General features: G+C 65.2%; 21 protein-coding genes and 1 pseudogene. 12 read left to right on the top strand and 10 right to left on the bottom strand.

Annotated features, from left to right (window positions below):
- The first annotated feature begins 21 nt into the window (after positions 1 to 21).
- A complete protein-coding gene (locus tag FJ988_RS10035; protein ID WP_140816996.1) occupies positions 22 to 936 on the top strand; it encodes a LysR family transcriptional regulator in 915 nt (304 codons plus the stop codon).
- 78 nt (positions 937 to 1,014) lie between these two features.
- Here FJ988_RS10035 and FJ988_RS10030 read toward each other — a convergent pair whose 3' ends face one another.
- Entirely contained in the window at positions 1,015 to 1,917 is a 903-nt protein-coding gene (locus FJ988_RS10030) for an SDR family oxidoreductase (RefSeq protein WP_140816994.1), read from the bottom strand.
- 96 nt (positions 1,918 to 2,013) lie between these two features.
- Here FJ988_RS10030 and FJ988_RS10025 point away from each other — a divergent pair, with 96 nt between their 5' ends.
- A complete protein-coding gene (locus FJ988_RS10025) occupies positions 2,014 to 2,847 on the top strand; it encodes a helix-turn-helix transcriptional regulator (RefSeq protein WP_140816992.1) in 834 nt (277 codons plus the stop codon).
- A gap of 4 nt (positions 2,848 to 2,851) precedes the next feature.
- Here FJ988_RS10025 and FJ988_RS10020 read toward each other — a convergent pair whose 3' ends face one another.
- Positions 2,852 to 3,790 carry a GlxA family transcriptional regulator gene (locus FJ988_RS10020; protein WP_140816990.1) on the bottom strand — a complete coding sequence of 313 codons (939 nt, stop codon included), beginning with the start codon at positions 3,788 to 3,790 and terminating at the stop codon, positions 2,852 to 2,854.
- 88 nt (positions 3,791 to 3,878) lie between these two features.
- Between FJ988_RS10020 and FJ988_RS10015 the strand changes: the two are divergent.
- Positions 3,879 to 4,921: pseudogene (locus FJ988_RS10015) on the top strand (DJ-1/PfpI family protein).
- A gap of 15 nt (positions 4,922 to 4,936) precedes the next feature.
- Here the strand turns inward: FJ988_RS10015 and FJ988_RS10010 are convergent.
- A complete protein-coding gene (locus tag FJ988_RS10010) occupies positions 4,937 to 5,860 on the bottom strand; it encodes a LysR family transcriptional regulator (protein ID WP_140816988.1) in 924 nt (307 codons plus the stop codon).
- Positions 5,861 to 5,950: 90 nt separating this feature from the next.
- Here FJ988_RS10010 and FJ988_RS10005 point away from each other — a divergent pair, with 90 nt between their 5' ends.
- Positions 5,951 to 6,781, top strand: coding sequence for a cyclopropane-fatty-acyl-phospholipid synthase family protein (locus FJ988_RS10005; protein WP_140816986.1), 831 nt, complete (start codon positions 5,951 to 5,953; stop codon positions 6,779 to 6,781).
- A gap of 10 nt (positions 6,782 to 6,791) precedes the next feature.
- Entirely contained in the window at positions 6,792 to 7,295 is a 504-nt protein-coding gene (locus FJ988_RS10000) for a hypothetical protein (RefSeq protein WP_140816984.1), read from the top strand.
- Here FJ988_RS10000 and FJ988_RS09995 read toward each other — a convergent pair.
- A complete protein-coding gene (locus tag FJ988_RS09995; protein ID WP_140816982.1) occupies positions 7,292 to 7,831 on the bottom strand; it encodes an Lrp/AsnC family transcriptional regulator in 540 nt (179 codons plus the stop codon). The genes FJ988_RS10000 and FJ988_RS09995 overlap by 4 nt on opposite strands.
- 48 nt (positions 7,832 to 7,879) lie before the next feature.
- Between FJ988_RS09995 and FJ988_RS09990 the strand changes: the two genes are divergently transcribed.
- A complete protein-coding gene (locus FJ988_RS09990; RefSeq protein WP_140816981.1) occupies positions 7,880 to 9,058 on the top strand; it encodes an MFS transporter in 1,179 nt (392 codons plus the stop codon).
- A 13-nt stretch (positions 9,059 to 9,071) separates the two neighbouring features.
- Here FJ988_RS09990 and FJ988_RS09985 read toward each other — a convergent pair whose 3' ends face one another.
- Both FJ988_RS09985 and FJ988_RS09980 read right to left on the bottom strand, forming a co-directional pair.
- Positions 9,072 to 9,983 carry a sigma-70 family RNA polymerase sigma factor gene (locus tag FJ988_RS09985; RefSeq protein WP_140816980.1) on the bottom strand — a complete coding sequence of 304 codons (912 nt, stop codon included), beginning with the start codon at positions 9,981 to 9,983 and terminating at the stop codon, positions 9,072 to 9,074.
- A 36-nt stretch (positions 9,984 to 10,019) separates the two neighbouring features.
- Positions 10,020 to 10,439, bottom strand: a complete 420-nt coding sequence (locus FJ988_RS09980; RefSeq protein ID WP_140816979.1) for a GFA family protein — start codon at positions 10,437 to 10,439, stop codon at positions 10,020 to 10,022.
- Between the two features lie 192 nt (positions 10,440 to 10,631).
- On the opposite strand from FJ988_RS09980, the gene FJ988_RS09975 reads away from it, so the two are divergent.
- Entirely contained in the window at positions 10,632 to 11,054 is a 423-nt protein-coding gene (locus FJ988_RS09975) for an N-acetyltransferase (protein ID WP_140816977.1), read from the top strand.
- 57 nt (positions 11,055 to 11,111) lie between these two features.
- Here FJ988_RS09975 and FJ988_RS09970 read toward each other — a convergent pair whose 3' ends face one another.
- Complete coding sequence (locus FJ988_RS09970) at positions 11,112 to 12,227, bottom strand: anhydro-N-acetylmuramic acid kinase (protein WP_140816975.1); 1,116 nt, start codon at positions 12,225 to 12,227, stop codon at positions 11,112 to 11,114.
- A 190-nt stretch (positions 12,228 to 12,417) separates the two neighbouring features.
- Between FJ988_RS09970 and FJ988_RS09965 the strand changes: the two genes are divergently transcribed.
- The 5 genes from FJ988_RS09965 to FJ988_RS09945 all read left to right on the top strand — a co-directional run bounded on the left by FJ988_RS09965 (position 12,418) and on the right by FJ988_RS09945 (position 17,183).
- On the top strand, positions 12,418 to 13,098 hold the full coding sequence (locus FJ988_RS09965) for an SDR family NAD(P)-dependent oxidoreductase (RefSeq protein ID WP_140816973.1): 681 nt from the start codon (positions 12,418 to 12,420) through the stop codon (positions 13,096 to 13,098).
- Positions 13,099 to 13,271: 173 nt separating this feature from the next.
- On the top strand, positions 13,272 to 14,114 hold the full coding sequence (locus FJ988_RS09960) for a MetQ/NlpA family lipoprotein (protein WP_140816970.1): 843 nt from the start codon (positions 13,272 to 13,274) through the stop codon (positions 14,112 to 14,114).
- Between the two features lie 85 nt (positions 14,115 to 14,199).
- A complete protein-coding gene (locus tag FJ988_RS09955) occupies positions 14,200 to 15,306 on the top strand; it encodes a methionine ABC transporter ATP-binding protein (protein ID WP_140816969.1) in 1,107 nt (368 codons plus the stop codon).
- Entirely contained in the window at positions 15,287 to 15,940 is a 654-nt protein-coding gene (locus FJ988_RS09950; RefSeq protein WP_140816968.1) for a methionine ABC transporter permease, read from the top strand. The genes FJ988_RS09955 and FJ988_RS09950 overlap by 20 nt, the downstream gene beginning before the upstream one ends.
- A 223-nt stretch (positions 15,941 to 16,163) precedes the next feature.
- Entirely contained in the window at positions 16,164 to 17,183 is a 1,020-nt protein-coding gene (locus FJ988_RS09945; RefSeq protein ID WP_140816967.1) for an isopenicillin N synthase family oxygenase, read from the top strand.
- Between the two features lie 228 nt (positions 17,184 to 17,411).
- Here FJ988_RS09945 and hpaH read toward each other — a convergent pair whose 3' ends face one another.
- The 3 genes from hpaH to hpaD are packed head-to-tail and all read right to left on the bottom strand — an operon-like array spanning position 17,412 to position 20,086.
- Positions 17,412 to 18,215, bottom strand: a complete 804-nt coding sequence (gene hpaH, locus FJ988_RS09940; RefSeq protein WP_181183486.1) for a 2-oxo-hept-4-ene-1,7-dioate hydratase — start codon at positions 18,213 to 18,215, stop codon at positions 17,412 to 17,414.
- Positions 18,212 to 19,087, bottom strand: a complete 876-nt coding sequence (locus FJ988_RS09935) for a fumarylacetoacetate hydrolase family protein (protein WP_140816966.1) — start codon at positions 19,085 to 19,087, stop codon at positions 18,212 to 18,214. The genes hpaH and FJ988_RS09935 overlap by 4 nt, the downstream gene beginning before the upstream one ends.
- 18 nt (positions 19,088 to 19,105) lie before the next feature.
- Entirely contained in the window at positions 19,106 to 20,086 is a 981-nt protein-coding gene (gene hpaD, locus FJ988_RS09930) for a 3,4-dihydroxyphenylacetate 2,3-dioxygenase (RefSeq protein ID WP_140816964.1), read from the bottom strand.
- Positions 20,087 to 20,096: the final 10 nt, after the last annotated feature.

The raw sequence follows: 20,096 nt of genomic DNA, 5'->3' as shown, positions 1-20,096 counted from the left end.
TGATCCAATCAGACAATCAAGATGGCCGATCTCCTGAACCTCAACCGTCTCGTCTACTTCACCACTGTGGTGGAGACGGGATCCTTCACCGCCGCCGCCGACCGCCTCGATGTCGCCAAGGCAGTGGTCAGCCACCAGGTCGGCAGGCTGGAGGAGGAACTGGGCGCGACGCTGCTGCGGCGCACGACGCGGCGCGTCACCGCGACCGAGGAGGGGCGACAGTTCTACGACCGCGCCGCCATCATCCTGCGCGAGGCCGAGGCCGCCTATGGCGATATCGCGCAAAGCACAGGAAGGCCGACCGGGACGCTGCGTCTCACCACGTCGCTGGACTATGGCGAGAAGATCGTCGCGCCGACCATCGCCGACTATCTCAGGAAATATCCGAAGATGAAGGTCGAGGCGATCTTCGACGACGCCATCAGCAATCTGGTCGACGAACAGATCGACCTTGGCATCCGTATCGGCTGGCTGACCGATTCCAGCAATCAGGCGCGGCGCCTGGGAAGCTTGCATCAATTCGTCGTCGCCAGCCCGAAGCTTGCCGCCGGCCTTCCAGCGAATGTGAGCCCAAAGCTCGCAAAATCGCTGCCGTGGGTCGGCAATGCGCAATTGCGCGGCGTCGGCCAGTGGCTGTTTTCGAGGGATGGCGAGACGGTGCTGGCCGAGCTCAATCCGGTTGTCGTCTGCAACAAGACGCCGGCCGTGCAGGCTTGCGTGCTCGCCGGCATCGGCCTAGGCATCTTTCCCGATTTCGCCGTCGAGGACGACATCGCCGAAGGCCGTCTGGTGCGGGTGTTCGGCGACTGGGACCTGCCGACGGGCGGCATCCACGCAGTCTTCCCGCCGGCCCGCTTCAGGCCGGCTAAGGTGCGCGCCTTCGTCGACCTGCTCGCGGCGGCCGAACGCAAGCGGGCGCGACGCTCAGGGCGTTGAGGCGCCGGCCGCCGCTCACGCTTATGGCGGCGGCCAGGGGCTCGCTGGAACTGATGCGTGCGCGCCCGACTGCGTCGGTCAGGCCGCGGCGGCTTGCGAATAATCCATCCGCTCGAGGTCGGCGATAAGTCCCGGACCTGTCGGCTGCCAGCCAAGCTGCCGACGCGTCCATTCGCTGGACGCCGGCATGCCCAGGCCGGCGAACATGGCAAGCCAGCCAAAGTGATCGCCGGCCTGTTCCGGCGACAGGGAGACCACCGGCACCTCCAGCCCGGCGCCAATGGTTTCGGCGATCTCGCGCATCGAAACGCCCTCTTCGGCGACGGCGTTGTAGCGGACGCCGGCCTGCTGCTTGTCCAGTGCCAGCCGGTAAAGCCGCGCCACATCCAAAACATGCGCCGCCGACCAGCGGTTGCCGCCGTCCCCGATATACGCCGAAACACCTTTCACGCGGGTCTGCGCGACGAGCGGCGTGATCAGGCCCTGCTTCACCGTATCGTGCACCTGCGGAAGCCGAACCACCGCTACCTTGACGCCCGCCTCGGCCATCGCGGCGCCGGCAAGCTCCGACAGGATGCGCGGATTGCGATGCTCGGTGTTGAACACGTCCTCTTTCGCCAGCTGCCCCGGCTCGGCAATGCCCATGCCGACGCCCGACGTGATGATGAGCAGCCGGTCCGAGCCGACGAGTGCGCCGCCGAGCGCCTCGATGACGCGTTTGTCCTTCTCGCAATTCGCGACGAAATTCGAGAAGTCGTGATCGAAGGCGGTGTGGATCACGGCGTCCGACTTGGCGGCGCCCTCGCGCAGGCTGTCGAGGTCTTCGAGGCCGCCGCGATGCGGCTCGGCGCCGGCCGCGACAAGGGCTCGCGCACCGGCGTCGGACCGCGTCAGGCCAAGCACCTGGTGCCCGGCGGCAAGCAGTTCGGGGAGGATACGGGAGCCGATGAAGCCGGTCGCGCCGGTGAGAAAGACACGCATGGGGATCTCCTATGTTGCTCGGAGGCCCTTCTCGCGCTATAAATCATCCTGTTAAAGTAGTGACTTTATCATGGTATAATCATCAACAGGATCGCCATGCCTGCGGAGACGATCAACAAGCTCGGCAACTTCCTGCGCGATCGCCGCATGCGCCTTGACCCGGTCGCCTTCGGCTTCGCCACTGGACGCCGGCGCACGCAAGGGCTGCGCCGCGAAGAGGTGGCGCAGCGCGCCAACATCAGCCCGACCTGGTACACCTGGCTGGAGCAAGGCCGCGGCGGCGCGCCTTCGGCCGATGTGCTGAACCGCATCGCGACCGGCCTGATGCTGACCGAGCCCGAGCGCGAGCATCTGTTCATGCTGGGCCTCGGCCGGCCGCCGGAAGTCCGCTACAAAGGCGTGGACAGCGTTACGCCGCGGCTGCAGCGCGTGCTCGACGCGCTTGATCCAAGCCCGGCCATCATCAAGACCGCGACCTGGGACGTCGTTGCCTGGAACCGCGCCGCGGCGACGATGCTGACCGACTATTCCAAGCTGCCGCGCGAGCAGCGCAACATTCTGCGCCTCATGTTCGGCAATCCGCGTGTGCGCCAAGCGCAGGACGATTGGGAGAGCGTCGCCCGCTTCGTGGTCGGTTCGTTCAGGGCCGATGCTACCAGGGCAGGTGCGGGCGCGGAAATCACCCAACTCGTCGAAGAACTTTGCCGCATTAGTCCGGAATTCGAGGCGCTGTGGCGCGACAATGACGTCGTCCCTGCCCATGGCGAGGGCGTCAAGCGCCTGCGGCATCCCGAGATCGGACTGATCGAGCTGGAGTTCTCGGTCTTCGCCGTAGACGGCCGGCCCGAGCTCGGCATGATCGTCTACAATCCCGCGACACCTGCCGACGCCGAGCGCATCCAATCGCTGATCGCGTCCCGCGCCGAGTGATCGGCTACCTCCGCGCCGCCGCGCGCCGGATCGCCTGCGGCGGCTGGCCGAAGCTTCTCATGAAGGCGCGGCGCATGCGGCCGGCATCGCCGAAGCCGCTCTCCTCGGCGATACGGTCGAGCGGCGCGTTGCTGGTCTCCACGGCCAATCGCGTGGCTTCCAGTCGCAGGCGCTCCACGGCCTTGGCCGGCGTGGCGCCAGTCTCTGCCGTAAAGGCACGGGCGAAGTTGCGCGGGCTCATGGCGGCGCGCTCGGCAAGGCGCTCGACCGTCAATTTCTCGCCAAGCCTGCCCCGCATCCATTCGATCAGCTCGACGAAGCGGCCCGAACGCCCGCCGAGCTCGACAAGGCCGGAAAACTGCGACTGGCCGCCCGGCCGCCGCTGGTGCACGACCAGCTGCTGCGCGGTGCGGCGCGCGATCGCCGGGCCGAGATCGTCTTCGATCAGTGCCAGTGCAAGGTCGATACCGGCGGAGATGCCGGCCGAGGTCCAGATGCTGCCGTCCTGGATGAAGATGCGCTCCGCATCGAGTTTTATTTTCGGATAGCGGCGGCCGAAATCGTCGGTGCTCCACCAATGCGTGGTGGCACAGCGGCCGTCGAGCAGCCCGGCCTCCGCCAGAAGATAGGCGCCTGTGCAGACGCTTGTGACGCGCCGCACGCCGGCGGCCCGCAGCCAGGCAACGATTGCCTGGGCCGCAGCCATCGAACGGATGATCTCGCCGCCCGAGATGATCGCTGTGTCGAGTTCTTCTTCTGCCGAAAGCGCGCGCGCCGAAAGCCGCATGCCCGACGAACTCTCGATCTCGCCGCCGCCGGGCGCCAGCATCTCCAGCCTGTAGCTGCCGGGCTGATAGTGCTCCGCCAGCTCGAAGGCCGCCACAGGGCCGGCGGCGTCCAGCAACTGGAAGCCCGGATGAATGATGATGCCTATCGTCCGCATGGCAGCTTTCGCCCGATATATGTCATTTCGGCCAAAGCCTATCGGAGCTAGCTTGCCGGTCAAGCGTTTAGACCGGAAGGACGGAGCCATGAGGCTGCGAATGCTGTTGTGGGGCACGCTTGGAATTATCGCGCTGCTGGCGGTAGCGGCGGGCACCTGGCTGCTGTCGCTGCCCTCGGCATCCGTGGCCACCGCGCAGCCGGCGATCGACGCCAGCGAAGCCCAGGCCACGCTTGCCGCGTTGAAGCCTAGGCTTCAGCGCCCGCTGATCGCGATCATAGGCATCAATGACGGCACCGAGACCACCGACTATCTGATACCCTACGGCATCCTGCGCCGCGCCGACGTGGCGGATGTCGTGGCGCTGGCGACGCAGCCGGGGCCGCCATGATGCGCGATGACGACCCCGACGTGATGAAATGGCTCAGGGAGCAGTCGGCCAAGGGCGCCATGGTGATCGGCGTTTGCGTCGGCGTCACGGTAGTCGCCGCCAGCGGATTGCTCGACGGCAAACGGGCGACGACGCATTGGTATTCGCTGAACGAATTGCGCCAGAAACATCCGACCATCCGCTATGTCGTCGACCGCCGTTATGTCGTCGACCGGAATGTCGCGACCACCACAGGCATCACCGCTTCGATGCCGATGATGCTAACCTTGATCGAGGCAATTGCGGGTCGCGAGAAAGCCGAAGCAGTCGCCGGCGATCTCGGCCTCGACAATTGGGATGCGCGCCACGACAGCGGAGCCTTCAAATTCACCCGGCCTTTCGCGCTGACCGCGATCGGCAACACGCTGGCCTTCTTCAATCATGAGCAGCTGGGCATCCAGCTGTCGCCGGGGATGGACGAGATCTCCCTGGCGCTGGTGGCCGACGCCTGGTCGCGGACCTATCGTTCCGCTGCGGTCACTTTCGCCGAGCAGGAAGGCGCGGTCGTCAGTCGCGACGGCATCCGTATCCTGCCCGATCAGGTCGCTGCCGACTGGCCTTCGCAACGCCTCCTTCCGGCAACCGATCTGCGACCGACCAAGGCGCTCGACAAGGCTCTTCAGGACATCGCGGTTCGCTATGGATCGCGTACGACCGACTTTGTCGCCATGCAGCTTGAATATCCGCACGCGGCACAGTGAGCGCCACTTCGATGATCATCGCCGCGCGCTGGCTCCATGGCGTGCGACATGGTCGATGAAGGCGCGCAGCTTGGGCAGCACCTGATGTCGCGCGGGGTAGTACAGGAAGACGCCCGGTGAGGTGACCGCGAACGCGCCGAGCACCTCCCGCAGGCGGCCATCGGCGATGGCCGGCGCGGCGACCGGGCCTGGCACCTGCGCAAGGCCGACGCCCTGGATCGCCGCCCCGACGAGCGCCGGATAGTCATGCGCGATCAGCGGTCCGGAGACGATCGCCTCCACCGTCTTGTTGCCGTCGGCGAAGGACCATGGCGCGACCGAACCGTTGGAGCGCCGCATGCGCAGGCAGGCATGCGAGCGTAGATCCTCGATGGTCTGCGGTTGCGGCCGGCGGCCGAAATAGTCGGGGCTGCCGACCACCGCCATCGGCAAGGGCGGCGTCAGCCGCACCGCCACCATGTCGGGCGCGATGAACTCACCGAGCCGGATGCCGGCATCGAAGCCGTCGGCCGTCAAATCGACCAGCTCGCCGCTCGCCGCGATCTCCAGCTCGATTTCCGGATAGGTCTGGCAGAAGGACGCAAGCATCGGCTCGAGCAGGATCGGCACCACCGATGGCGGCACGGAGAGCCGCAGCTTGCCGGCCGGGCGCTGGCCGAGCTCGCGTGCCGCCTCGCTTGCCGCGATCAGTTCCTCGAAGGCTGGCCCGGCGCGCGACAGGAAGCGCTCGCCGGCCTCGGTCAGGCCGACGCTACGCGTCGTGCGCATGAACAGAGCCGCGCCGATGCGCGCTTCGAGCGTGCGGATCGCCTGGCTGATCGCCGACGGCGTCACGCGCAATTCGGCCGCCGCCTTGCGGAAATTGCGGTGCCGCGCGACGCTCAGGAAAGCCTCGACGCCGTCGAGCGCGCCATGTCGGACTGTGAAGTTCTGCTTCATAGCCCATCGACATTATCGCGGATAGTTGCCGGCCGGAAGCGGCCCTATGTCTGTCCGGCAAGTTTACGGAAATGGCCCGAAGAAATGGCAATGACATCTGACATCGATCGCGTGCGCGATCACTATGGCGCGACCGGACTGACCGGGCGCCTGAAGACGGCGCTTGCGGTCTTCGGGCCGGAAGACCAGCGATTGAAGCCGGAGCAGCTGACCACACTTGACCAGTTCCATACGCGCGGTCTCGCCGCCACCGCCGAGCTGGCCAATCTGGCTGTGATAACCGCCGGCATGTCGGTGCTCGACGTCGGATCGGGCGTCGGCGGTCCGGCCCGCTTTCTTGCCGGGACCTATGGCTGCAACGTCACCGGCATCGATCTCAGCGAACCCTTCGTCGAAGCCGCTGCTTATCTGACCGAACGCACGGGACTGAGTGGACAGGTCTCGTTCGAAACCGGCAGCGCCCTGGCGCTGCCTTTCGACGACGGCCGCTTCGACGCCGTGCTTCTGCAGCATGTTGCGATGAACATTGCCGACCGGCCGCTGCTCTATCGGGAGATCAGGCGCGTGCTGAAGCCTGGCGGAAAATTCGCCACCTTCGACGTCGTGCTGAATGGCGGCGATCCGCTCTATCCGATCCCCTGGGCGAAGACATCTGGCGAAAGCTTCCTGCTCAGCGCAACTGCGACCTGCGAGGAAATCGAAGCCGCCGGTTTCGGCGCGCTGGTTCGCCGCGACGACACGGCCGTTGCCAAGGCGTGGTTCGCCGAACTTCGCGCCTCCGGCCCTCCGCCTTCGCTCAATCTCGGCGTCGTCATGGGACAGGGTTTTGCCGAACTCGCTACGAATCTCGGGCGTAATCTCATGGAGGGACGGCTGGGCATCCTGACGGCGGTGTTCGAAGCCATTCCGGTCAAGGCTTGAGGAGGCGAAGATGTCACCAGCGACGATCCTCAACATCCATCTTGGCTTGGGCTACGTGCCGTGGTTGCTCTGCTTCGGTGCCTATATCTGGCCAAGGTTCAGGTCGATGGAGCCGATAGAGGCGCAGCGCGCCATCGCCACGCTGCACAGCTTCCGCTTCTTCGGGCTGGTCTTTCTCGTGCCGGGCGTCGTAGGCCCGGACCTGCCCGCGCCGTTCGCTGTGTTCGCGGCGTATGGCGATTTTACCACCGGATTGCTCGCCATGCTGGCGCTGCTGACTGTTAGACGGCCAGCACTCTTCTGGCCGCTCGTCGTCGCGTTCAATGTCGCCGGCGTGATCGACCTTGTCGGCGACTACTATCACGGCGTGGTGCTCGACCTTCCGGGCCATGCCGGGCAACTGGGCGCGACCTATGCGATCCCGATCCTCTACGTGCCGCTTCTGATGATCACCCATGTGGCGGCCTTCTATCTGTTGGCGCGTCGCGGGCGCCAACAGGCCTCGGCGAACTAATACATGGGGTTCGCCATATGCTTCGGCGCCGGCCATTCGGCCGTGATCTCCGGCTGCACCGGACGCTCGAGATAGGTCGACAGCACGACATAGCTGCGCGTCGAGGTGACGCCCGGCGTCTCGTAGAGCCGCGCCAGCAGGCCCTCGAGCGCCCGCGTATCCTCGGTGCGCACCTTGAGCAGCATACAGGTGTCGCCGGCGACGGTATGGATCTCCTCGACCTCCGGATACTTGGAAACCGCCATCAGCTCCGGCGTCTTGCCCCAGCCCCTGGTGTCGATATGCACGAAGGCCAGCAATGGCTTCTTCACCGCGCGCGGATCGATGATCGCCGATGTCGCGCGGATGGCGCCGTTGCGCTTCAGTCGTTTGACCCGCTCATGCGCCGCCGGTGGCGACAGGCCGACGCGCTCGCCAAGCTCGGCATAGCTGATGGTCGCATCCTCGACGAGCACGCCTAATATCTTTCGGTCGATCGGGTCGAGGTCCCGGGCTGGTTGCTTGTTCCGCTGAATGTCATCTGTTTCTGCGTCCATATGGAAATTCTCCATTGATGCGGAATTTAATTCGGCCATTATGACGATATGTCGAACAGTGATCAATCTGCAATTCTGGCGCCGACGCCGCGCGCGGCTATTCCCGCTGCGGCCTATCTGCTGACCGGCTGCATCGCTGTCATCGGCTCCAATTCACTGGTTCTGGGACCGATCGCGCCGGCCGTCGCTCAGTCTTTCGGCGCCAGCGTGCCGGGCGTGATGACGGCGGCCGCCGCCTTTGGCCTGGGCACCTCGGCCAGTGCGTTGTTCCTTGCCCGCTACATCGACAGGATCGGCGCGCGGCGCATGCTGCAGGGTGCCTTGCTGCTGCTGGCGCTGGCGCTGGTCGCCAGCGCGCTCGCGCCGACGGTGACGGCGCTGGTGGCCGCCCAGTTGGTCGCCGGCATCGCTGCCGGCATCGCCATCCCGGCGATCTATGCCAGCGCCGCTGCGATCGCGCCAACTGGCCGCGAAAGCGGCACCATCGGCGTTGTGCTGACCGGATGGACGCTGTCCATGGTCGCAGGCGTCTCGCTGTCTGCGGTGCTTGCCGATCTCATCCACTGGCGCGCCGTCTTTGCAGCCGTCGCCCTGTTGGCGGGAAGCGCCGTCGCCGCTCTCGCCATGAGTTCGCTGCCCGATGCAAGGAAGAGCGGGCCGGCGCCGTCGCCGCTCGGTGCGCTGGCCGTGCCCGGCATCCTGCCGCTGCTCATCGCTTGCGGCGCCTTCATGACCGCCTTCTACGGCGTCTACGGCTATCTTGGCGACCATCTGCACGAGGCTCTCGGCGAGCCGGTCAGCGCCAACGGCCTGGCGGCGATCGCCTATGGCCTCGGCTTCGGCGCGGCCGCGCTGCTCGATGGCGTCATCGACCGGCTCGGCGCGCGCCGCGTCATGCCTTTCGCCTATCTGCTGGTTGCCGCCGTCTATGTCGCGATTGCGCTCGCGAGCGGCGGCTTCGGCCTGCTGATCGCGGCGATCGCCGTCTGGGGTCTCGCCAACCATTTCGGCTTGAATGTGCTGGTCATGCGCCTCACCGCGCTCGACCCGTCGCGTCGCGGCACCATCATGGGTTTGAACAGCGCTGTCACTTATCTCGCCGTCACCGTCGGCACCGCCGGCTTCGGCCCGCTCTACACCAGCCTCGGCTTTGCCAACTGCGCGCTGATCGCGGCGGGACTGATGCTGATCGCAGCGGCCGCTGCGGCTTGGCGCTCGCCCGGCTGACCTGACTGCGCAATTAGCTCGCGACAGCGACCGTACGGGCCGCCCTCAGCAGCCATGGACACGCATAATAGTCGCTGATCCGATCGATGGTGCCACGGGTCGCGTCGATCCGAACCGGATAGGCCGGCTGCCAGCCGGCCTCGCTGCGATGGAGCACGAGCAATACGGTCTCGCCGTCGACCGCGCCGATCGCCATTTTCCAGTTCGCTTTGCCCTTTTCATATTCGACGAAGTAGATCGATTCCGACAAAGATCCCTTGAAGCAATCCGAGACCCGCAACTGCGCGTCGGCGCTGGTCAATGCCCGCACGCCGTCCCAGTCGCGGCGGTTGAAGAGTTCGACATAGCGGTCGAGCAGTCTTGAAAGCGCGGGATCCGGTGAAGGTTTCAGGCGCATGACGGGCTGGTCCGGCAGCGCGGCCAGCTTGGCGCGGCCACGGCTCAACGCCGCCTTGACGCCGCCGACCGTCGAATCGACGAGATCGGCAATCTCCTCCAGCGAATGGTCGAAGACGTCCTTCAGCAAGATGCAGGCGCGCTCCTTGGGCGGCAGGTGGATCACCAGCCGCTCGATGGCGCGATCGGCACCCTGGCCCGCGGGCTCGACAGGCAGCACGATCTCATCGATCGCGAAATTGGCTTCGGCGCGCCGCCGGGTCTGCCGGTTGCGCAGGAAATCGATGCAACGGTTGTGCGCGGTGCGAAACATCCATGCACGAAGTGCGCCCGGATCGTCGATCGTCTCGATCTTGCGATAGATCTCGAACAGCGTTTCCTGCATGACGTCCTCGCCGTCGAGCGCCGAACCGGTCATGCGCGTGCAGTAGCGGTGCAGCCGTTCCCGCAAATGCGCAACCGTTTCCAGGAAGGCGGCATAGCGAAGGTCGAAGAGCCCGCTGGGCTCAAGTCTTGTCTGGATCGTCATGACAGCACGAACACCGTTGAGCATGTCCCGCCCATGTTACATCGTCCTGATGTCGTCGGGAGTCCGATCGAAGCGATCATGCCTGCCGTCGACATGCATTACCGGCGCCGCCGCCAGTTCTTCCGGGTCGACGCCGTCGAGCGCCGCTATCGGAATGGCGAAGACCATGCCGCCGAGCATCGGGATATCGCCGCGCGCCGGCATGCGCGTGCCGCAGGTCGAGCAGAAATGATACTCGATATTGGGCCGCTCCTGGCCGGGCGGTGTCCACTGATATTCGGTCTGCGCTTCGGCTCCTGATTTCAGGCGATAGTTCTCGGGGCCGACGAACCCTACCCAGGAGCGCGTCTTGGTGCATGTCGAACAATTGCATTTGACGGTTCCACGGCTGAGGTCGATATCGGCCTCGAACCGGACTTTGCCGCAATGGCAGCTTCCTGCGTAGGTCTTCAGCATTTTCCGCTCTCTCCGCGCTTTTTCTCCGACCGGACCTGTCGCCGGCCTGACTCCAAGACGGACGCCGGCGAGAAAAGGATACGTGTCGCCGGAAAGATTCTTTGCGGCGGGCATCGATGCGACCGGCTTGTCGGGTTGCTTGTCCGGCCGGTCTCTGGGTAAGGCTGACATCCGAGTCGATCTGGACATCGCATGAAGACGACGCTTGAGATCACCGCCGAACCCCTGGCCCAGGACCTGGCTTTCCTGGGCGAAAGCCTCTCTGCTTTCAACGATGCCGATGTCGGCGCGTCGGGCCGAAAGCCGCTGGTGGTCTTCGTGCGCAATGAGCGTGGCGTCATCGTCGCCGGCATTTCCGGCTATACCGCGTGGGGCTGGCTTTATGTCCAGTGGCTGTGGGTCGATGAAAAGCTGCGCGGCCGGCGTATCGCCTCCGATATGCTCGACGCAGCCGAGCGGGAGGCGATGGGGCGCGGCTGCCATGGCGCCTTGATCGACACGTTCAATCCCACCGCCTTGAAGGTCTACGAGCGCCAGGGCTACGAGCCGTTCGGCTCGCTGCCGGATTTTCCGGTCGGACGCAGCCGCACCTTCCTGCAGAAGAAGTTGGCTTAGAGCAATTCCAGGAAAAGTGCGAAGCGGTTTTCCGTCCGGAATTGCGCAAAACAAAGACTACCCAGCAAGCTTGCCGCCGCGCATCGGTTCGGGCGCGCCGGTGGTGCTTGGAAAGCTGATCGGCAGGCCGCGCAAGACGCGCACGGCGAGGAAGGCAAAACACTCTGCCTCGACCGCGTCGCCCTTCCAGCCAAGTGTCTCCGCCTGCACCACCTCGACGGCGGCGCGCTGCCTGAGCATCGCCATCATCGTCGGATTGTGACGGCCGCCGCCGCTGACCGCCAGCCGCTTCGGCCGGCGCGGCAAGATGTCGAGCGCTTTGCCGACAGCCGACACGGTGAAGGCCGTCAGCAATGCCGCGCCATCCTCGGCGTTCAGCCCTTCGGCCATCGCCGCCGTGAAGTCGAAGCGGTCGAGCGATTTCGGATAGGGTTTTGTCAAATAGGGATGCTGCAACAGCCGAGCGAGCCTATCCTCATCGACCTTGCCGGCGGCGGCCAGCTTGCCGTCGCGATCCATTTCGCCGAGGCCTTTGGCCTTGATGAAATCGTTGACCGGCGCATTGGCGGGCCCGGTGTCGAAGGCGACGATATTGTCCTTGCCGTCCCACCAGGTGATGTTGCCGACGCCGCCGAGATTGAGCACGGCGGTGTCGCCGTTGGCGTCGGCTTGCCGGAGCAGCGCCGCATGGTAGGCGGCGGCCAAGGGCGCGCCCTGGCCGCCCGCCGCGACATCGGCCGAGCGGAAATCATAGGCGACCTTGGTCCCGAGCAGCGAAGCCATCAACTCGCCGTCGCCAAGCTGGCGCGTGCGGCCGATCCGCCCCGGCTGCGGCGCGCGATGCAGCACCGTCTGGCCGTGGAAACCGACGACCCCGATGTCGCTCATGCTCATGCCCTGGCTCTCGACCAGATTCCTGACCGCCGCCGACTGCGCGCGCGTCAGCGCCTCTTCGGCCTCGCGAAAAATCGCCGGTTCGGGTCCCTCGAAATTCCAGGCGCGCGCCTGGCGCAGCGTCTCTTCCAGAAGCGTGCGGATCGTTTGCGGGTAGGGGGCCAAGGTGTAGGTGCCGGTATCGGCGACGCGTTCGCCATCGGTCTTGATAAGCGCCACGTCGATATTGCCGTCGAGCACGGTGCCGGTCATCAGGCCGACGGCCCAGATTGGTTCCATGGTCTTGTCCTCGAATCGCCGTTGAAACACGTGTCGGACGGATCGGTCCGGCAGGCAAGTCCCGGGCTGCGCCCGGCGAGGCAGCCTTTTGCGCCAAATGCCGGAAATCGAGCAGCCACGTTCTTGCCTCTTGCCGCCTAAGGCGCGAGCCTGCGTGACCGAGATCGAACCTTTGCAAGGAGGATACCTCATGGCCAATGTTGCGGTGATTGCGGGCGCCGGTTCCGGGCTCAGCGCCTCGCTGGCGCGGCTTCTCACCAGGGAAGGTCTTAACGTCGTCCTTGCCGCCAGGAACGTCGACAAGCTCGCGGCTCTGATCAAGGAGACGGGCGCGCAAGCGGTCGAAACCGATGTCTCCGACGCAGCCTCCGTCGAGCGGCTGTTCGAGGCGGCGGACAAGGCCGGCCCACTCGAGATCGCGGTCTTCAACGCCAGCGGCCGCACGCGCGGCCCGATCGCCGAGCTCGATCCCGAAGCGGTCAAGCAGGCGCTGCTGGTCGGCGCCTATGGCGGCTTCCTGGTCGGCCAGCAGGCGGCGCGTAGCCTGCTTGCCCGCGGCTCCGGCTCGATCCTGTTCACCGGCGCTTCGGCAAGCCTCAAGGGCTTTTCCGGCTCGGCCGGCTTCGCCATGCCGAAATTCGGCCTGCGCGGGCTGGCGCAATCGATGGCGCGCGAGCTCGGGGCGAAGAACATCCATGTCGCGCATTTCATCATCGACGGACAGATCGCGTCGCCCGCAAGGACGCCGGAGCGGCCGGACAGCCATCTGTCGCCCGATGCGATCGCCGAAACCTATCTGGCCGTCCATCGCCAGCAGCGCAGCGCCTGGAGCTTCGAGGTCGAGCTGAGGCCCTGGGTCGAGACCTTCTGACCAGTTGCCCGCCGAGCGTGCTCCAAGTCATCAAATCTTTGAGAGAATATTTCCTGCAGTCCGTGTCGGAGGAAAAGCGCTTCTTTGCCCTATGAGGCAGCATTGATGATCCTGAGATCAAGGCTTCGCATCCCGCTGGGCCGCAATGATTTCAGGATTGCAAGGAACGCACCATGTTCGACGCTTCGAATTCTCTCGTACCATCAATCACCAGGCGCGCTGGACTTGGCCTGCTTCTCGCCACGACCTTGGTCGTTGCCGGCCTTGCCGCGCCGTCGCGGTCCTTCGCTGAGGACAAGAAGGCGATCAAGGTCGGCATCATCAGCGGCGAGGACGAGGATGTCTGGCGCGTCGTCACCGCCGAGGCGGCCAAGAAAGGGCTGACCATCGAGACCGTCGTGTTCAACGACTACACCCAGCCCAACGAGGCGCTGGAGCGCGGCGAGATCGACGCCAACGCCTTCCAGCACAAGCCCTATCTCGACAACCAGATCAAGACGCAAGGCTATCACATCGTGCCGGTCGGCTATACCGGCGTCTGGCCGATCGGCCTCTATTCGAAGAAGCATGCCAAGGTCGCCGACCTGCCCGATGGCGCCGTCATCGGCCTGCCCAACGATCCGTCCAATGAGGGCCGGGCGCTGCACGTGCTGCAGAATGTCGGCCTGATCAAGCTAAAGGACGGCACCGGCATCCTGGCGACCACCGCCGACATTGCCGACAACCCGAAAAAGCTCGAGATCAAGGAGCTCGACGCCGGCATCGTCGGCCGCTCGGTCGAGGACCTCGACGCCGCCGTGGTCAACACCGACTGGGCGCTGAAGAGCGGCCTCGGCCCGGAAAACCGCATCGCGCAGGAGCCGGTGGCCGACAATCCCTACCGCAACTTCATCGCGGTGAAGGCCGGCAATGAGAACGAGGCCTGGGTGAAGACGCTGGTGGCTTCCTACCAGAACGAGACGGTGAAGGCCGAGTTCGACAAAGTCTACAAGGGCACCGGCATCAGCGCCTATTGATCGGGCAGGGACTGATAGCAACAGGCGGCCCGCTTCGGAGCGGGCCGCCGACGCGTTTGCGGAACCGATGGAAGCAGGACACTCGATGAACCAGCATGTCACGGCGACGACCGCCGACATCGCCGACCCCGTGCCGGATCGCGCCGCTGCGGATTCGCCGCAAGATGTCGTCCGACTCGTCGATCTGAAACGCCGCTTCGGCGCGACGCCGGCGCTCGACGGCGTTTCGCTGAATGTCCGCAAGGGCGAGATACTCGGCATCATCGGCCGCAGCGGCGCCGGCAAGTCGACGCTGATCCGCTGCCTGAACGGCTTGGAGCGGCCGGATTCCGGCGAGGTCTTCATCGAGGGACGCGAGATCGGCCGTCTCGGCGAGCGCGACCTGCAGCCGCTGCGCCGCCGCATCGGCATGGTCTTCCAGCACTTCAACCTCCTGTCGGCCAAGACCGTCGAGGACAACGTCGCTTTGCCGCTCAAGATCGAGGGCCGGCCGCGCGCCGAGCGCCTGGCGCGCGCGGCGGAATTGCTGCAGCTCGTCGGCCTGTCGGAAAAGGCGAAAGCCTATCCCGCCTCGCTGTCGGGCGGGCAGAAGCAGCGCGTCGGCATCGCCAGGGCGCTCGCGGCGCGGCCGGCGCTGCTCTTGTCCGACGAGGCGACCTCGGCGCTCGACCCAGAGACGACACGCTCCATCCTGGCCTTGCTCAAGGACATCAATGCGAGGCTCGGCCTTACCATCCTGCTTATCACTCACGAGATGGAGGTGATCCGCTCCATCGCCGACCGCGTCGCGGTGATCGATGCCGGCCGCATCGTCGAGGAAGGCGCCGTCTGGCAAGTCTTCGCCGATCCCAAATCGGACATCACCCGCAGCCTGCTCGGTGGCATCCGGCCGCAACTGCCGCCGGAGATCGCAAGCCGCCTGACCCTCGGCGAGGGCACCGAAACGATCCTGCGCATCGATGTTGCCGGCGAGGCGGCGCGCCGCCCGCTGCTTTCCGAGTTGAGCGCCGGCGTGCCCGGCCCGTTCCGCCTCGTGCATGGCGGCATCGACCATGTGCAGCAGCAACCGGTAGGCACGCTGTTCGTGGCCGTTCCCGGAGCCGATGCCGCGCATCTGGCGGCAATTATCGCTTTCCTGAAAGACCGCAATGCGCGGGTAGAGGTGCTCGGTCATGTCGCAAGTCCTGTTTGAACTGCTGCTCCGCTCGATCTGGGAGACGGTGCTGATGACCGGCGCGTCCGGCCTCATCTCGCTCGTCTTCGGCCTGCCGCTGGGGCTGGCGCTGGTCGCCACCGATCATGGCGGCATCGCCGAGAACATTTGGGTGAACCGCATCCTCGCCGCCGTGATCAACGGTTTCCGCTCCGTGCCCTTCATCATCCTTCTCGTGGCGCTGATCCCGGTGACGCGATTGATCGTCGGCACTTCGATCGGCACATGGGCCGCGATCGTGCCGCTGTCGATCGCGGCGACGCCCTACTATGCCCGTATCGCCGAAGTGTCGCTGCGCGAGGTCGATCACGGCCTGATCGAGGCAGCGCGCGCCATGGGCGGCAATCGCTGGACGATCATCCGCGAGGTGCTGGTGCCGGAAGCGCTGCCGGGCATCGTCGCCGGCTTCACGGTGACGCTGGTGACGCTCGTCGGCGCTTCCGCCATGGCCGGCGCCATCGGCGCCGGTGGTCTCGGCGACCTCGCCATCCGCTACGGCTACCAGCGTTTCGAGACCGACGTCATGATCGCCGTGGTCGTTGTGTTGATCATCCTGGTCTGCGGCATCCAGTGGGTCGGCGACCGGCTCGTAGCGCGTCTGGACCATCGCTGACGAGGCAAGGCATGCAAGGCGGCGCGAACGCAATTTGCCGCAACAGCCGGGAATTGAGCGCCGACATGCTGCGTTTGCAATGAGATTGGTCGAGCGTTTCTTCACCCGCAATGACGCTAGTGTCATCGTGCGGCGGGGTTGCAAAGCAATTCCAGGAAAAGTGCGCAGCGGTTTTCCGTCCGGGATTGCGAAAAGTGAGAGTTTCGCCAAGAGGAGCCTGTCCATGCCCAGAATAATCCCGGTGCTTGATCTCGATCGTCTGGAGCAAGGCCCGTCGGAGCTGCGGACGTTTCTTTTCGATCTGCGCACCGCCGCCCGCGATGTCGGCTTCTTCTACCTCTCGGGCCACGGTATAGCGCAATCCGAGATCGACGCCGTGCTCGATGCCGCGCGCCGCTTCTTCGCCTTGCCGGAGGCGGACAAGCTTGGCATCGAGATGGCGAAGTCACCGCAGTTTCGCGGCTATACGCGCGCCGGCGGCGAGCTCACCAGAGGCAAGGCCGACTGGCGCGAGCAGCTCGACATCGGCGTCGAGCGCCCGACCATTGTTCAGGGACAAGGCGTGCCGGCCTGGACGCGGCTGCAGGGACCGAACCAGTGGCCGGCGGCACTTCCCGATCTGAAGCCCGCGCTGCTTGCCTGGCAGGCCAAGGCGACCGATGTAGCGATCCGGCTGCTCAAAGCCTTTGCGCTGTCGCTGGACCAGCTGGAAGACGCCTTCGATCCGATTTATCGCGGCGAGCCCAACCACCGTATGAAGATCGTGCGCTATCCCGGCCGTGACGCCACCGGCGACGACCAGGGCGTCGGCGCACACAAGGATGGTGGCTTCCTCACGCTGCTTTTGCAGGACCGCAACAAGGGCCTGCAGGTCGAATATGACGGCAGCTGGGTCGATGTCGATCCGATCCCGCAAACGCTGGTTGTCAACATCGGCGAACTGCTAGAGCTGGCCTCGAACGGTTATCTGCGCGCCACCGTGCACCGCGTCGTCACGCCGCCGGCCGGCGTCGAACGCATATCGGTGCCGTTCTTCTTCAGCGCCCGGCTCGACGCAACGATCCCGCTGCTCGACCTTCCAGTGGAATTGGCGGCCGAAGCGCGCGGCCCCGCCAGCGACCCGGACAATCCGCTGTTCCGCAATGTCGGCACCAATGTGCTGAAAAGCCGGCTCAGATCCCATCCCGACGTCGCGCGGCGGCACTATGCCGATCTGTTGGAAAAAGCATCGGCCGCCGGCTGACGATTTGACGCCCTGCGAGCGAGATTTTTTCGCCTTTTCGCAATTTTTTGAAATTCTGTTCGTGGAAAATATACCGGTTCAGCCCCAAATATAGCTCATCGCTCGGTGTTTTCCTCCCATTGCGCCGGGCGGTGTTCCCCTCTGAAGGTTGTGACCTTCATGCTTGGCCGGGCCGCTTTCGCGCCCGGCCTTTTTCTTTTGCGCAGTAGGAAACGGGAGCCGATAAGATCAGGCAAAGGCGATGCGGATCGTTCCGTATGGGCCGAAATCCGAGACGATCTCGTCGCCGTGCCGGCATTCGACCGGACGGATAAAGGAACCCGATAGAACCACCTGCCCGGCCTCGATGCGCATGCCGTATTGATGAAGCCGGTTGGCGAGCCAGACGATTCCCTTGGCCGGATGATCAAGCACGCCGGCGCCGAGCCCGGTCTCCTCGACCTCGCCGCTGCGCGACACGATGGCGCCCATCCAGCGCATATCCGCGTCGCGCGGATCAGCCTTGCGGCCGCCGACGACGATGCCGGCATTGGCGGCATTGTCGGAGATCGTGTCGAAGAAGGTGCGGATACGGCCGGTCTCCTTGTTCGTCCGCTCGATGCGGGTGTCGAGGATCTCGAGCGCCGGCGTGACGTAATCGGTGGCATCGAAGACGTTCTCGATCGAGATATCGGCGCCGGCGAGCGGCGCTTTCATGACGAAGGCGATCTCGGCCTCGATGCGCGGCTGGATGAAGCGACCGGCCGGCACAGTGCCGCCGTCCTCGAAAAACATGTCGTCGAACAGGACGCCGGAATCCGGGATATCGATGCTGAGCGCCGCCTGCATCGCCTTCGAGGTGAGGCCGATCTTCCAACCCTTGATTGCAAGTCCGGACGCGACCTTGCGTTTCACCAGCGCTGCCTGGACGCGGTAGGCGTCGTCCATTGTGGCATCAGGGAAATCGAGGCTCAGCAGCCTGATCTGGCGGCGGTCGCGTTCGGCCTCGAACAGCCTTTGCGCGGCGTCTTCGACTTGGCTTTCGGTCATCATGGGGCAGTTTCCTCGTCGACGACACCGTTGCGCAGCAAGCCGATGCCATCGGCCTCGACCTCGATCACATCGCCGGGCTTCAGCCAGATCGGCGGCTCGAAACGGGCACCGGCGCCGGTTGGCGTTCCTGTGACGATCACATCGCCCGGCGCCAGCGTCGTGAAGGTCGAGACGTAGTTGATGATCTTGCGGAAGGAAAAGATCATGCGGCCGGTGCGGTCCTGCTGGCGCACCTCGCCGTTGACGCGCGTGGTCAGTGCAATGTCGGCAATCTGCGCCTCGTCGGTGAACGGCACCAGCCAAGGGCCGATCGAGCCGGTGCGGTCGAAATTCTTGCCTTGCGTGACGTTGAACTTGGCATGGCGCACCCAGTCACGGATGGTGCCTTCATTGCACAGCGACAGCGCCGCGATATGGCCGAGCGCATCGGCCTCGGCGATGCGGCGGCCGCCCTTGCCGATGACGATGACGATCTCACCCTCATAGTCGAGCTGCGGCGATTCCGGCGGCCGCACCAGCGGCGCGCCATGGCCGACGAAGGAGCGCGGAAAGCGGATGAACAGCGACGGGTTCGAAGGCGCCGCCTGACCGTCCTTGTACTCCTCGTTGCGGTCCGGAAAATTGACGCCGACGCAGATGATCTTTTCTGGGGAGGGGATCGGAATCTCGTAGGCGATGTCCTCGATGCGGAAATCGGCGGCGAAGGCGTCCGCTTCCTCGGCTAGCCGGCGCAGCGCGCCGGCCTCGATCACCTCGCGCAGCGTCGGCCATTGGGCGTGCCGCGACGAAAGATCGACGACGCCCTTGTCGGTGATCGCGCCATAGCGCGTCTTGCCGCCGACGGTGAAGGTGGCGAGGCGTGCCGCGCTCATGCTTGAACTCCGTATTGGTTAGGGCGCTACGATCGGCGAAGCGGCCAGATCGGACTTTCGCGGCTCGATGCCGGCAAACAAGCTGCCTTCCTCAAACCAGCTCTTCGGCGCCGGCGCCCCCCACAGCGTCTGGCGCTGTGGATCCTTGAGGTCCCATTTGATCGGCTCCAGGTCCGGATCGACCGTCTGGTAGTCCGAGCAGTAGATCTCGATGCGGTGGTTGTCGGGATCGCGGATGTAGAGGAAGAAGGCGTTGGAGATGCCGTGTCGGCCGGGACCGCGCTCGATGTTCGGCAGCCAGCCGGTGGTCGCCATCAGGTCGAGCAGGTCGATGATGTTGAGCGGCGTCGGCACCCAGAATGCGACGTGGTGCAGGCGCGGCCCGAGGCCATTGGTGAAGGCGATGTCGTGCACGCCGCCCTTGCGGTGCGTCCAGGCCGCCCACAGCTTCCCGGTCTCCGCGTCCTCCGTGTACTCGGTCACGCGGAAGCCGAGTTCGTTGTAGAAGGCGACCGCTTCATCGACATTGGGCGAGAAGCAGTTGAAGTGGTCGATGCGCAGCGGCTTCACGCCCTTGTACAGAGCGTATTTCTGGTGGATGGGCGGCAGCCGCTCCATCTTCGAATAGAATTCGAGCGGGATGCCGTGGGGGTCGCGGGTGCGGAATGTGCGCGACTGGTAGGGCCGCTCGACCCATTCCACCGGCAGGCCCTTGCCCTTGAAGAAATTCTCGGCCTTGTCGAGATCTTCGTCCGAAAAAACCTTGAAGCCGAGCTCGCGCGCTTCCGGCGTCGCCGCCTTTCGCAGCACGATGCAATGGTGGCCGCGCTCTTCGAGCGCGCGCAGATAGATGGCGTCCTTCGTTTCGTCCGTGACCTGCAGGCCGAGCGTATCGACGTAGAAGGCGCGGGACTTCGCCAGATCGGTCACGGCGAGCTCGACATGGGAGAGCCGCACGATGTTGAAGGCAGGGTAGAGATTGGATTTGGGCAGGGGCATCTAGATATCT

The sequence above is a fragment of the Mesorhizobium sp. CU3 genome, assembly GCF_006442965.1.
Classification (GTDB): Bacteria; Pseudomonadota; Alphaproteobacteria; order Rhizobiales; family Rhizobiaceae; genus Mesorhizobium.
Note: the sequence above shows the minus strand (reverse complement) of the source record. Positions and strands in the feature narration are given on the sequence as shown.